General features: G+C 64.8%; 11 protein-coding genes. 10 read left to right on the top strand and 1 reads right to left on the bottom strand.

Annotation, left to right across the window (positions count from 1 at the left end):
• Window positions 1–404: 404 nt before the first annotated feature.
• The 7 genes from G7009_RS27070 to G7009_RS27040 all read left to right on the top strand — a co-directional run bounded on the left by G7009_RS27070 (window position 405) and on the right by G7009_RS27040 (window position 11,090).
• Complete coding sequence (locus G7009_RS27070) at window positions 405–884, top strand: CS1 type fimbrial major subunit (protein WP_181133342.1); 480 nt, start codon at window positions 405–407, stop codon at window positions 882–884.
• 95 nt (window positions 885–979) lie between these two features.
• On the top strand, window positions 980–3,487 hold the full coding sequence (locus tag G7009_RS27065; protein WP_181133341.1) for a TcfC E-set like domain-containing protein: 2,508 nt from the start codon (window positions 980–982) through the stop codon (window positions 3,485–3,487).
• 127 nt (window positions 3,488–3,614) lie between these two features.
• A complete protein-coding gene (locus G7009_RS27060) occupies window positions 3,615–4,352 on the top strand; it encodes a fimbria/pilus periplasmic chaperone (protein WP_445677199.1) in 738 nt (245 codons plus the stop codon).
• Window positions 4,353–4,378: 26 nt separating this feature from the next.
• Entirely contained in the window at window positions 4,379–5,545 is a 1,167-nt protein-coding gene (locus tag G7009_RS27055) for a hypothetical protein (protein ID WP_181133339.1), read from the top strand.
• A 29-nt stretch (window positions 5,546–5,574) separates the two neighbouring features.
• Window positions 5,575–6,201, top strand: coding sequence for a response regulator transcription factor (locus G7009_RS27050; protein WP_181133338.1), 627 nt, complete (start codon window positions 5,575–5,577; stop codon window positions 6,199–6,201).
• 10 nt (window positions 6,202–6,211) lie between these two features.
• Window positions 6,212–9,829: a transporter substrate-binding domain-containing protein gene (locus G7009_RS27045; protein ID WP_219856806.1), complete on the top strand. Its 3,618-nt coding sequence runs from the start codon at window positions 6,212–6,214 to the stop codon at window positions 9,827–9,829.
• A gap of 49 nt (window positions 9,830–9,878) precedes the next feature.
• Window positions 9,879–11,090: an EAL domain-containing response regulator gene (locus tag G7009_RS27040; protein ID WP_181133336.1), complete on the top strand. Its 1,212-nt coding sequence runs from the start codon at window positions 9,879–9,881 to the stop codon at window positions 11,088–11,090.
• 20 nt (window positions 11,091–11,110) lie between these two features.
• On the opposite strand, the gene G7009_RS27035 is transcribed toward G7009_RS27040, so the two are convergent.
• Window positions 11,111–11,263: a DUF3309 family protein gene (locus tag G7009_RS27035; protein WP_181133335.1), complete on the bottom strand. Its 153-nt coding sequence runs from the start codon at window positions 11,261–11,263 to the stop codon at window positions 11,111–11,113.
• Window positions 11,264–12,071: 808 nt separating this feature from the next.
• On the opposite strand from G7009_RS27035, the gene G7009_RS27030 reads away from it, so the two are divergent.
• The 3 genes from G7009_RS27030 to csrA all read left to right on the top strand — a co-directional run.
• Window positions 12,072–12,887, top strand: a complete 816-nt coding sequence (locus G7009_RS27030) for an SDR family oxidoreductase (protein ID WP_181133334.1) — start codon at window positions 12,072–12,074, stop codon at window positions 12,885–12,887.
• 173 nt (window positions 12,888–13,060) lie between these two features.
• Window positions 13,061–13,393, top strand: a complete 333-nt coding sequence (locus G7009_RS27025) for a YnfA family protein (protein WP_181133333.1) — start codon at window positions 13,061–13,063, stop codon at window positions 13,391–13,393.
• Between the two features lie 125 nt (window positions 13,394–13,518).
• Window positions 13,519–13,704: carbon storage regulator CsrA (csrA, locus tag G7009_RS27020; RefSeq protein ID WP_181133332.1), on the top strand; the 186-nt coding region annotated here is incomplete at its 3' end.

The following is a 13,704-nucleotide window of genomic DNA, read 5'->3' as shown; positions in this document are numbered from 1 at the left end:
GCCAATGGGGCTGCTTCGCACCCCTTCGCGGGCAAGCCCGCTCCCACAAGAAGTGCGCAGCTTCTGAATTCAGCGCTCAACTTGTGGGAGCGGGCTTGCCCGCGAAGGGGTGCGAAGCAGCCCCAATTGCAGATTGCGGTGCTTGACTGACTGGCATTAGCCGCTCAGACGGCCTGTTCGTTCATGGGACCAGCACAATTCTCCTGGCAACGGACTTCCTGTGTGCGCCTGCGGTCACTGCCGGACGTATCGCAATGTTGTGTGCTTGGGAAATTTCCGAGGCACTGTAGGAGCGGTCCTGCTTTGTTGCCTGACACGTAAGCGAATAATCCTCCTCGCCAGCGGCATTCGGCTGACATGGCACGCCCTGTGGCGTCACCGCAGGTGTTCAAGGAGAACGATTCGTGAAATCCCTACTCAAGGCCCTTCCCTTTGCTCTGTTGGTCGCAGGCGCTGTCCAGGCGGCCGATCCGATCGAAAAGCAAGTGTTGGTTACCGCCGTGGTTCCGACGGCCGCGTTTTATGTCGAGCCGATCGGCAGCGACTGGATGAACGATCCGCAGGAGCTGCCTTGGAACCCCATCAAATCCACCTTCGGCGAAATCCGCCACCAGCTGCAAGCCAAGAGCACCGTCGGCCCGATCACCGGCTACCTGCTGGCCTCGCCTGTCATCACCAGCGGCCTGGATGCCATCGACCTGAACGTGAAGGTGGGCGCCACCGACCTCGAGACCACTCCCAACGAAATCCTCAACGCCAGCCAGGCGCTCCCAGGCACCGTGATGGACTTTGTCATCACCGCCAAGACCCCTGCTGGCGGCGCGTTCACCCCCGGTAACTACCAGGGCCTGGTCAGCATGATGTTCGAAACCGCCGCGCCCTGATCCACCCGCCAGACAAGCCCCTTCACCCTTTTTGTTCACCCCTGCCCATGACCCCGGTCATCGGGCGGGGGAGGGCATTGCTTGCAGGCAGGGCCATGAGCAGATTTCATTCTTTCATTTCGAGATGCCCGGCGTGGCTCGCGCTCGGCGCCAGCCTCTGCGCGCCGCCGGCCTGGGCCGACACGCCCTCGCCAGTCCTGGCGGCGGTCGCCCAGGCCCAAGGTCTGCCCCGCGAATTCGAGGCGCACTTTTTCGATGTGCCGTTGGCCGTGCGCGTCGAGCTCGATGGCCGCTACCTGGGTGACGCCATGGTGGTGCTCAGCCGCGACGAGCGCGTGCAGTTGCTCGAGTTCACCGATATCCAGGAAAGTCGCGAACCCGCCGCCGTGCGCCGCCGCTGGCAAGCCCGTCTGGCCGAGGGCCGCGCTCTGGGCGACTGCGAGACCGACTGCCCGGACGGGCTGCGGGCGATCCACTACAGCTTGGTCAATTCGCAGCTTTCCTTGCTGACCTCCGATGCCGAAAAGAGCGGCCCGGCCGCCGTGTACCATAGCCTTCCCGAGCACGGCAGCTATGGCCTGCTGCTGCGCAACCAGCTCAACCTGGTCGGCGATGGCGGGCAGACCAGCGGCCGTTACGCCTTACAAGGGCAAGGCAGCCTGGGCAACTGGACGACCCTGGCCGACGCCCAGTTCGACCGTGGCAGCGACCAGCGCGAAGGCACTCGCTATCGCCTCGACCAACTTTATGCCGAGCGCCTGGTCGACGAGCATTTCTATCGCCTGGGCTACTTCACTCCCAGCGCCCAAGGCCTGACCCGCCAGCCACGCCTGCTCGGCAACAGCCCCGACACCACCCTGGGTCTGATGTTGGGCAGCAGCGACAGCCTGCTGATCGAAAGCGGCCAGCCCAGTACCACGCCGGTCTACGTCACGCCCAACCGTCAGGGTATCGCCGAGATCTACCGCAATGGCGTGCTGATCAACAGCCAGCCGGTGCAGCCGGGGTTGCAGACCCTCGACACCCGCGTGCTGCCCGGCGGCATCTACCAGATCGAAGTGCGCCTGATGGAAGATGGCCAGGAAACCTCGCGCTCCGAAGCCTTCATCTACAAGCCATCGAACTGGAGCAACAGCGAAAGCCGCTGGCGCTACAACCTCTTCGTCGGCCAGCAGACCAGCGCCCTGAGCAACTGGGACGACGAACACGACGACAGCCTGAGCAGCGGTGCGATGGTCAACTACCTGCTGCACCCGCGCGCCATCGTCGGCGTATCGGCCCAGCGTGTCGACGACGCCATGCAATACGCCACCTCGCTGGACTGGGACGTGCGCGACCGTCTGAAACTCTATGCCAACCTGAACCAGACCCAGGGCCTTGGCAGCGGCTACGACCTGCAGACCCTCTACAACCACGAGGCAGGCTCGCTGGTGTTCAGCCATAGCCGCGCCTGGACCCAGGCCAGCCGAACGGTTCGAGGGGCACTGGCGCGCCAGCGGGAAACCAGTCAGACCTCGCTGTCGGCAAGCCATCGCCTGAGCCCGCGCAGCACCGCCACCGTGCGCCTGTCCCACAGCACCGGCGCCGTCGAGGGGCTGGGCGTGGACCTTGGCTGGACACAGTTCGACAAGCTGGCGGGGTCGGACGCCAACTGGCGCTTCTCGGTGTTCGACCGTCCCGGCAGCGCCAGCACCGGCGAAAAGCGCAACCGCGGCGTCAACCTCAGCCTGAGCATGAGCCTGGGCAGCCCCGGCCGGCGCCTCGCCGCCACCCTGGGCACCCGCACCTCGCGCGACGGCGGGCGCGACCAGAACGCCTCGCTCGCCTACCAGCACGACGTCGACTACGGGGCGCTGCGCACCCTCGGCGCCACGGCCACGCTCGACCGCTACGGCGCGGGGGTCGGCGGCAACGCGCAGTTCGAAAGCGACTTGCTGAGCGGCGATGCCTATGCACAGAGTTCCTCTTACAACGGCAAGCTGAGCGCCGGCCTCAACCTGCAGAGCGTGGTGGCCCTGGGCGCCGGCAAGCTGGCCGCGACCGGGCAGTACCTGGCCCACGAAGCGGGGCTTATCGTCGATGTGGAGTCGGATATCGATGGGCTCGAGCTGCGCGCCGACGACTTCCAGGGGATGGGCGCAAGCCTGCATCCCGGGCGCAACGTGCTGCCGGTGATGGCCTACAAGCCCGGGCAGGTGCAGATCGATTTTCGCGACAGCCATGCCCCTGCCGCGGTGATCCAGCCCAACACCTTCGACTATCACCTCAACCGCGGCGGCATCGAGTACCGCCAGTTGCGCGTGATGCGCACCGTGACCGTGCTCGGTCGTCTGCTCGACGAGAACGGCCAGGGCCTGAGCGGTGCCCAGGTGATCAATCACGCCAGCCGCAGCGTCACCGAGCCCGATGGCTACTTCGCCGTGGAGATGAGCGAGTCGACACCGGTACTCGAAGTGCGCCTGGCCGGTCAGCGGGCCTGCCTGCTCAGCCTGGAGCCCAGCCGCCTGACACGGGAAAACGATGTCCTGATGGCCGGCGACCAGCGCTGCCGCCCGGAGAGCCTGGCCGAAGCGGACCGCGCCGGACGGGAGGGCAGGTCATGAGGACAAATTGTGTTGTAGGACGTTTCCGAAGTTTGTTTCAGACGCTTCTTTCCTTGGTTGCAGACCTTTCAGACGGGGGCGAGGGAGTAGCATTGAATGGCCATTATTGGAGGGGCGGGATTTCAGGATGAACAGAAGAACACGGAGCATGCTGACGGTCCTGCTGATGTGGCCGTTGACGCTGCAAGCGGCGCCGGAACTGAATATCGGCGGATTGTACGATTACATCGACGCGGGCAAGAGCACGCTGCTCAAGCGGGTGCGCAACGGCGGTGATACCACCGCCTTCGTCAAGGTCAGCGTGGCCGAGCTGGTCTACGACGACAAGGACGTGGCCCGCGAGGTCAGCCTGGAAGCGCTGCCGCTGGAGCGGCGTGGGCTGGTGGTCAGCCCGGCGCGGCTGATCGTGCCGGCCCGGGGCTTGCAGTCGGTACGGCTGCTGTACCGCGGCGAGCGCGAACGCGAGCGGTACTTTCGCGTTCGCTTCATCCCGGTACTGCCCGAGGTCGACGACGGCTTCGCGGTGGACCAAACCCAGGCCGATGCCTACCGCGACAGCCTCAAGGCCGGCGTCAACCTGCTGGCCGGCTACGGTTCGCTGCTGTTCGTGCGCCCCGCCCAGACCCGCTACCAGACCCGCGCCGTGGGCGACAACGGCAAGCTGACGGTGATGAACGAGGGCAACAGCACCGTGGCGCTCGATCATTTCCGCGTGTGCCAGGCGGCGAGCGAGCAGTGCGGGCCGGCCACCAAGCATCACCTGCTGCCGGGGCGCACCCGGCAGTTCGAGGGCGAGCCTGGCCAGATGTTCGAGTTCGAGCTGCAGGAAGGCGAGCAGCGCAAGCAGATGGCGGTGCAAGGATGATCAGGGCCGCTGGTTTGTTGGCACGCTTGCGCCTGCATCGACGCTGGTTGGCTGGCCTGCTTGCGTTGGCCGCGCCATCGCTTCACGCGCTTGAGGTCACGCTGAGCGCGCAGTACCGCGGCGAGAGTTCGGCGCGATTCGAGCACACGACGCCGCCTGCATCATCGTGCGGTTTCTTTCCTTCGATATGCGCTCGCGATCCAACCGTGGATCTGCCTATCACGTACAGCAAGCGCACCGTGGTAACGCCAGAGTCGCGTGACAAATTTTTCGTGAGGTTTCCAGAACGCAGGCAAGTCACCGTCTATAACGACCAGACCGGTGAGACCCACCAGCTCGTGCTCAATTTCATAAAAGTCACGCAGCGGGTAACAAGCCCGAACCCTAACCAAAACCCGACCAATGGATATGCCTACGGCGATTGCACTATGCAGAGCGGCCGTTGGCCGACCCAGAATCAGCACCTCTATTACTGGCGCATCGATAGAACACCGGCAGAGTGCTGGTCCAGACACAACCCATACTACTGGGGCCAGCAGGAGGATGTAACCACATCGGATTTGAGCGTTGCCTATACCCTTGAGCTCCCCCCCACTTACCGCGTCAAGCCAGGCATCTATCGTGGAAGCGTGACCTACAGCATCGGCACGGGCGGCGATTTCGACTTCGGCAACGAAGTCACCGCGCTGAACGACAACAGTCTGACGATCAACGTCGTGTTGGATGTCCAGCACACCTTTCTCCTGGAGTTTCCGCAGGCCGCCGATCGCGTCGTGCTGGAGCCGCCCGGCGGCTGGAGCGCCTGGCTCGAAGGTGGGCGGGTCCCGACGCGCCTGTATAGCGAACTGTCGATGCGGTTGTGGTCGTCCGGGCCGCTCAAGGTCTACAAGCTGTGCGAATACGACGTCGGCGATGTCTGCGGCATACGCAACCGCCGGGGCGAAGAGGTGCCGCTCAAGGTCGCCATCACGCTTCCCTACGGGATCCGTTACCAGGGCTGGCAGACGGTCAGGCAAAAGGCGCTGCCGACCGGACGAGCGGCGGCGCTGGAACTCGAGTCGCAGCTTCCCACCGCCAATGGCCCCGGCCAGCTGCACTTCGAAGTGGCCCAGGACGATCTGCGCCCCATGCTCGATCGTGGCGCGGAGCTGTACAGCGGCAAGGTCACCGTGGTGTTCGATGCCGAGATCTAGGACGCCGATGTTTCCAGCGAGGAAGGACTATGTACAAAGCACTCGTGGTCGATGACCACCCCTTCATCCGCTCCAGTGTCTGCCTGCAACTGCAACGCGACGGCGTCGAGATCATCGGCCAGGCGGACAACGGCGTCGACGCCATCCGCCTGGCTCGCGAGCGAGCGCCGGACATCGTCATCCTCGACATCGTCATGCCCGGCCTGGACGGTCTGCAGGTGATCGATCGGATCAAGGCCTTGGGCCCTTCACCGAAAGTCCTGGTACTGACCTCGCAGCTGGCCGGCAATTATTCCCTGCGCTGCATGAAGGCCGGGGCCGCCGGGTACGTGTGCAAGAGCGACGACCTGTGCGAGCTGAGCAAGGCGGTCCTGGCGGTGCGTTCGGGCTACACCTATTTCCCCGAAGTGGCCCTCAGCTCCGTCCATCGCCAGGACATCCAGGCCTCCGAACAGCAGTGCCTGGCTTCGCTCAGCGACCGCGAGATGGTCATCCTCCAGTACCTGGCGCGCGGCCTGAGCAACAAGGCGATTGGCGAGGCGATGCTGTTGAGCAACAAGACCATCAGCACCTACAAGGCTCGCCTGATCGAGAAGCTCAGGGTCAACTCGTTGATCGACCTGGCCGATGTGGCCAGGCGCAACGGGTTGGCCTGACCGCCCACTCGTGCGTGCCCTGGCCATGCTGCTCTGTCACCTGATATGCCTGGCGCCCCTGCAGGCCGCGGAGCTGCCGATGCTGTACGGACGCGCGTCGCTAAGCGGACCTCGGCTGATACCCGACGACGACCAGCTGCGCTGGCTGTGGCAGCGCAGCGGGCTCAAGCTCGGTATCGTGCTGCCCGAGAACCCGCCTTTCGATATCCTCACGACCGGTCGTGAATACGAGGGCATCACCGCCGACTACGCAAGTCTGCTGGGCCAGCACCTGCAGCGGGAGGTACAGGTACGCACCTTCTCGTCCCTGGGCAACGCCATGGCGGCCTTGCGCGAGGGAGACGTCGACCTGCTCGGCAGTATCACCGCGCAGCAGGCGCGCGAGGCCGGTGTGCTGCTCTCCACACCCTATGCCCAGGACCGGCCGATACTGGTGGCGCACGATGAGCGACCCCCGCAGCGTGAAGCCGGTGAGCCGGTGAGGCTGGCCATGCGTGAAGGCTACCGCGACCTGGACAGTGTCCTGGCGCGCTTCCCGAATGCCCAGGTCCGGGTCTTCCCGTCCACACGCGGTGCCGTGGGCGCGGTGGTGTTCGGCCAGGCCGACCTGTACCTGGGCGGCGAGCTGGAGAGCCAGTACCTGATCGGCAAGGGCCAGGTGAAGAGCGTCGAGGTGATCGCCTACCCGGACCTGGCGGCGCAGCCGGTCGCCTTCGCGATGGCCGTCAAGGACGCGCCCCTCAAGGCCCTGGTCGACCGCATGCTGGCGATCACCCCGGCGCAGGAACATGAGCGCATCCGGCATCGCTGGGCGGTAGAGGCCGAAGGCGTGCGCGAGCGCGGTCCGCTGCGGCTGACCCCCGCCGAGGATCGCTGGCTGAGTACTCACCCCAGGGTCAGGGTCCTGCTCGGTGATCAGTTCGTGCCGTTCAGCTATCGCGATGGCGAAGGACACCTGCGCGGGCTGAGCATCGACATGCTGCGCCGCATCGAACGCCTGACTGGCCTGAGTTTCGACCTGGAGGCGGGTGGTACCGTGGAGGAGATGATCGAGCAGGTTCGCCAGGGCAAGGCCGAGGTCATCGCCGGTCTGACACCGAGCCCGCGGCGCGAAGAGCAGCTGGCCTTCACCCGCGCCTACCTGAGCACCGTGCGGGTCCTGGTCACGCGCAACAGCGAACAGGCGCCCGACAGCCTGGAACTGCTGCAGGGCAAACGCCTGGCCGTCATCGGCAGTGGCGCGCCCGCCGAGTACCTGCGCCAGCATCACCCTGGCATCCGTCTGGTCGAGAGCGATGGGCCGCTGGATGCCATCTGGCGAGTGGCCAGCAGTCGCGCCGATGCCGCCGTGCTACCACTGCTGGGGGCATGGGCGCTGACCTCGCGCTTGCACCCCGGACGCATCAAGATCAGCGCCACCTTGCCCATGGAGCCTGCGCATTTTGCCCTGGCCACCGCGCGAGGCGCGCAGGAGCTGCACAGTATCCTCAACAAGGCCCTGCTGAGCCTGTCGCCCCATGAAATGGACATGCTGGCGCATCGCTGGCGCGGCGAGGTGATCGTCGCCGATACCTTCTGGCAGCGCTATCGCTTCGAGATCCTGCAGGGTTTTGCCGTGGTTGCGCTGCTCCTGCTGGGGGCCTTGGTCTGGGTTCGCTATCTGCGCTACCTGATCGGTGTGCGCAAGCAGGCCGAGCGGGCGCTTGCCGAGCAGTTGGCCTTCATGCGGGTGATGATCGATGGCACCCCCCATCCGATCTATGTGTGCGACCGAGAAGGGCGCTTGCTGACCTGCAACAGCAGTTACTTGCAGGCCGTGGGCGCCAGCCGGGCAGCGGCGATCGGCCAGCCGGTCGGCAGCGCCGAGGGCATGGCCTGGCAAGGCGTCTGGCGCGAGGTGCTGGCGGCGGGGGAGGCGCGGGTGGAGGACTGCCAGGTGAGCCTGACCGATGGCCGGCGGATGACCTTCTATCACTGGATGCTGCCCTATCGCAATCAGCGCCAGGAGCTCTCCGGGGTGATCGCCGGCTGGATCGATGTCACCGAGCGCCAGTGCCTGCAGCTCCAGCTGCAGCGCGCCAAGGAAGACGCCGAGAGCGCCAACCATGCCAAGACCCATTTTCTCGCCACCATGAGCCACGAGATCCGTACCCCCATGAACGCCGTGCTCGGCATGCTCGAACTGGCCTTGCGCAAGGCCGAGCAGGGCGTGCTCGACCGGCTGTCCATCGAGGTGGCGTCCGACGCCGCCCGTAGCCTGCTGGCGCTGGTCGGCGACATCCTCGATGTCACCCGGATCGAATCCGGTCATCTGGAGCTTGCTCCGGCGCCGGTGCAGTTGTCCCGGCACGTGGCCGGCGTGGTGCAATTGTTCGAGCAGCAGGCACAAGCCAAGGGGCTGCAATTGCTGCTGGAACTGGAGGGTGAAGTCGACACTCAGGTCATGCTCGACCCGCTGCGCTTCAAGCAGATCCTCGCCAACCTGATCAGCAACGCGATCAAGTTCACTCACAAGGGCAGCGTGCGCGTGCGCCTGCGGGTCACCTCCCAGGGGGACGAGTGGGCCGCATCGTTGCGCGTGGAGGATACCGGCATCGGCATCCCCGAAGGCGAGTTGTCCAGGCTTGGCAGCCTGTTCTGGCAGGCCAGCAACAATCGCCAGTCGGCGCGGCGCGGCGCCGGTCTGGGGCTGTCCATCAGCCGTACGCTCTGTGAATTGATGGGCGGGCGGATGAAGCTGCGCAGCACTCAAGGCGTGGGTACGCGGGTCGACATCGACCTGATGCTCGAAGCGGTCACCGAGGGTCTCGCGCGACCGACGGCGGAAGTGCAGGGCGGGCTGCCGGGGCAGGCCGGGCTACGGGTGCTGGTGGTCGACGACTACCCGGCCAATCGCCTGCTCATGAGCAACCAGCTGGCCTACCTCGGGCACCGCGCCAGCCTCGCCGAGGATGGCGCCCAGGCGCTGCGATTGTGGTTGTCCAAGGGTTTCGACGTGATCATCACCGACTGCAACATGCCGGTGCTCGACGGGTATGCGTTGGCCAAGGCGATCCGTGCCCACGAACGTCGCCGTGGCTTGAGCCGATGTCGCGTGCTGGGCGTGACCGCCAATGCCTTGCCTGCCGAGCGCAAGCGCTGTCGCCAGGCCGGCATGGACGACTGCCTGTTCAAGCCGTTGAGCCTCAAGGCGCTCGCCGAAGTGCTGGACGCGCCGCTGGCCGCCAGGCGCGCGAGGGACGAGGCGGGCGGGGACGAGCAGGCGCTGGATTTGAGCAGCCTGCAGCGACTGACCGGGGGCGATGCCCAGGCCCTGCGTGCCTTGCTCGATGACCTGCTGGAGAGCAACCGACAGGACCTGGACCAACTGTCGGCCTATCGCGACGGCGACGAACCCGGCGGTCTGGCCGAGTTGGCCCATCGCATCAAGGGTGGCGCGCGCATCATCAAGGCTCGCGTGTTGATCGAGGCATGCGAGCAGCTGGAACGCAGCTGCGCCAGTGGAGAGTCATCGCCGACACTGCTGGCCGAGCAATGCGAGGCGGTGCGCCAGGCCATGCTGGCGCTGGAAGACAGGCTGCAGCGCCACGGCGAGGCTGCGCCTGGGTCGGGACGGCTAACGCTGTGAATACCACATGCCGCGGTCTAGGGCTGCGGGCGACAGGGAAGGAAAGGACATGCCGGCAGCTTCATTTCGTGTGTTGGTCCTGGAAGAGCATGGCTTCCAGCGCTCCCTGGCGGTCAAGACGTTTGGCTACCTGGGCTGCCAGGAGGTCTACCAGGCGATGGACGCGCGCCAGGCACTGGCCATGTTGCTGCGTATCGGCGCTGTCGACCTGGTGGCCTGCGGCCTGCGCAGTGGGACCGCTGGTGGGATGGATGGGCTGGAGTTCCTGCACCGCGCGGGCCAGGCCGGGCTGGCCAAGGCCGTGCTGATCACCAACAGCCTGGAGCCGAGCATGCGCCGTGGCGTGCGACAGATGACCGAACGCTTGGGCATCCGTTTTGTGGGGGACGTGGAGCCGCCCTTGCCCGAAGAGACCCTGCGCCGATGGCTGCATGCCTCGGTACCTGTCGAAATGGGGCCGCAGTTGCCCCCGGTGAGCTGGCCGGGCGAGGAGCAGGTACGCTGTGGCATACGGGAACGACAGTTCGATGCGCTGTACCTGCCCAGTTTCGACCTGCGCGACGGGCGGATAAGCGGTGTCGATCTGATCCCGCACTGGCATCACCCTCTGCTTGGCGACCTGGCGCCGGAGATCTTCCTGCCCGTCGTCGAGCGGTGCGGGCTACTGGACGATCTTGCATTGCTGTTGCTGGAACAGGGGTTGTCGCTGTGCCGGGAAATGCTCGACGAGAAGCGCGTGATGCGGATTACCTTGGGACTGCAAGGTACCCAGCTGCTTGAGCGTTCATTGGTATTGCGCATCAGAAAGCTGCTACGCAAGCACCGCGGCGAGGAGCGCCACTTGTGCATCGAGTTGACTGGCCGCAGTCTCTATCACATCACCGTGCTGGAGCTGGAGAACCTGCTGCGCCTGCGTGCCTTGGGGTGTGAACTGGGCCTGGCCGAATTCGGCAGTGATCAGGCCGGCAGTCAACTGCTGTGTCAGTTGCCGTTCACCCGAATCAAGCTGGCCGAGCAGTTCGTCCAGGGTCTGCCGCATGAGCCCCGTTGCCGTGCCGTGGTGCAGAACTGCCTGAGCATGTCGCAGGCGCTCGAGCAATTGATGACCGTGACGGGCGTGGCCAATGCCGAGCAGCTCATGGCACTGCTGACCATGGACTGCGAGAGCGCCCAGGGCGACTATCTGGCCCTGCCGCTCGAGCGCGAGGAGCTGCTGCGTCGGGTGCGTGCCGATCAGCGTCTGACGCCCCCCGAGCCCTGAGCGGCTGGTTCAGCAAGACGTCATATACGACCCAACAACAACAGGACCAGCAGGACCACCAAGATGACGCCGATGATACCCGATGGACCATAGCCCCAACTGCGCGAGTGTGGGAAGACCGGCAAGCCACCAATCAGCAGCAGAATCAGGATGATGATGAGGATCGTGGTCATAGCGAATTCCTTGCATGAGCTGAGGGAGAGCGGTAACGATGCAATCTCGGCCGCTTATCATGTCGGACTGGTAGGAGACGACAAAGATTCAATCCGCGCACCGGGTTGTTTCGGTGAAAGCCGCTCCCCAGAGCGCAAACCGTTTATTTGACACTTGAGCCCCCAGTGTCTGCGCCACCCGCGATCAGACCGAACCAGGCCGACCCCCCGACTCCTGTGGGAGCGGGTTTACCCGCGAATGCGATGTTGGATTCACCGCCGCATTCGCGGGTAAACCCGCTCCCACAGGGACGAGGACCACCGCCGAATGTGTCTAGGGTTAGGCCGGCAGGTTGCTCGCGAGCAAGCAACACGCATGAACCTTCATTCGCCACACCGATCCCCCCGGGACTCCGGTGGGAGCGGGTTTACCCGCGAATGCGATGTTGGATTCACCGCCGCATTCGCGGGTAAACCCGCTCCCACAGGGACGAGAGCAACCGCCGAATGTGTCTAGGGTTAGGCCGGCGGGTTGCTCGCGAGCAGGCGACATGCATGAACCTTCATTCGCCACACCGATCCCCCCGGGGCTCCGGTGGGAGCGGGTTTACCCGCGAATGCGATGTTGGATTCACCGCTGCATTCGCGGGTAAACCCGCTCCCACAGGGACGAGGACAGTCGCCGAATGTGTCTAAGGTTAGGCCGGCGGGTTGCTCGCGAGCAGGCGACATGCATGAACCTGCATTCAGCCAATTGATGCTACACCGGCCACGGGTCGGCTTGGCTAGACTGGCAGGCATCTGTGCTCCCGTTGAGAGGCTTGCCACCATGCACGACCGTATGATGATTACCGGAGCCGGCTCCGGTCTCGGGCGCGAGATCGCTCTGCGCTGGGCTCGCGAGGGTTGGCGCCTGGCTCTGGCCGATATCAACGAGGCCGGCCTGGAGCAGACCTTGGCCCTGGTCCGCGAGGCGGGCGGGGAGGGCTTCGTCCAACGTTGCGACGTGCGCGACTACAGCCAGCTCACCGCTCTGGCGCAGGCTTGCGAGGACAGGTTCGGCGGCATCGATGTGATCGTCAACAATGCCGGAGTGGCGTCCGGAGGGTTCTTCGCGCAGCTGTCGCTCGAAGACTGGGACTGGCAGATTTCGATCAACCTGATGGGTGTGGTCAAGGGCTGCAAGGCGTTCCTGCCGCTGCTCGAGCGCAGCAAGGGGCGGATCATCAACATCGCTTCGATGGCCGCGTTGATGCAAGGTCCTGGGATGAGCAACTACAACGTGGCCAAGGCAGGTGTGCTGGCGCTGTCGGAGAGTCTGCTGGTCGAACTGCGGCAGCTGGATGTCGCCGTGCATGTGGTCTGTCCGTCGTTCTTCCAGACCAATCTGCTCGACTCCTTCCGCGGTCCGACACCGGCGATGAAGGCCCAGGTCGGCAAGCTGTTGGAAAGCTCGCCCATCACCGCCGCCGAGATCGCCGAACACATCCACCGACAGGTCGGCGCCGGCGAGTTTCTCATCCTGCCCCACGAAGCGGGTCGCCTGGCCTGGGCGCTCAAGCAACAGGCCCCTGAGCGTCTGTACGATGAAATGACCGAGATGGCCGTGAAGATGCGGAACAAGGCTAGATCCGCGGGAGAGTAATGCGCAGCGTTGTGTCTCGACATCCCGAGGATCGTGGATGGCCATGCGGCGCATGATCTGAAGAACGCTTGAAACCCTCCGCTCGCTTCTCGCTGTCCATCGCTCGCCAAGCCAAGGAGCCCCTGACAGCGATCGGGTATGCTGAGCGCTTTTGTTCGGTGAGGACGGCGGGTGTGATCAACTATTTCTGGTTCTTTGTCGCTGCGTTCTTCGAGATCGCGGGGTGTTATGCGTTCTATCTCTGGTTGCGGCTTGGCAAGAGCATCTGGTGGGTCGTGCCGGCGCTGATCAGCCTGACCTGCTTCGGTCTGGTCCTCACCCGTGTGGAAGCTGCTTATGCCGGCCGCGCCTATGCGGCCTATGGTGGCATCTACATCGTTTCCTCGCTGCTTTGGCTGGCGCTGGTGGAGCGGGTCCGGCCACTGGGGAGCGATTGGGTCGGGGCGCTACTGTGCGTGGCAGGCGCCGGCATCATTGTCTTCGGCCCGCGTTTGCAGCAGGGTTAGACGGGGTTTTCTGTAGGGGGTTTTACCTATAACTGTAGGATGTGGCTAATTCGTAGTCTCTCTATTGAGTAGCCGAATGTACTCGGCGCAGTCTCCGATTTTCCCTTGGGCTAGAGGATCGGAGCATGTTGGTAATTGGACGCGAAGTAGGGGAGGTGATCACCATCGGCGATGACATCCGCATTCACGTGCTGGCACTGGAAAATGGCATTGTGCGGTTCGGTATCAGCGCGCCGCGGTCGGTCGAGGTGCATCGGTCGGAGGTGTACCAGCGGATCAAGGCGGGGGCGGAGGAGAAAGAGGGGCGGAGG

Source organism: Pseudomonas capeferrum (genome assembly GCF_013523055.1).
GTDB classification, from domain to species: domain Bacteria; phylum Pseudomonadota; class Gammaproteobacteria; order Pseudomonadales; family Pseudomonadaceae; genus Aquipseudomonas; species Aquipseudomonas capeferrum_A.
Note: the sequence above shows the minus strand (reverse complement) of the source record. Positions and strands in the feature narration are given on the sequence as shown.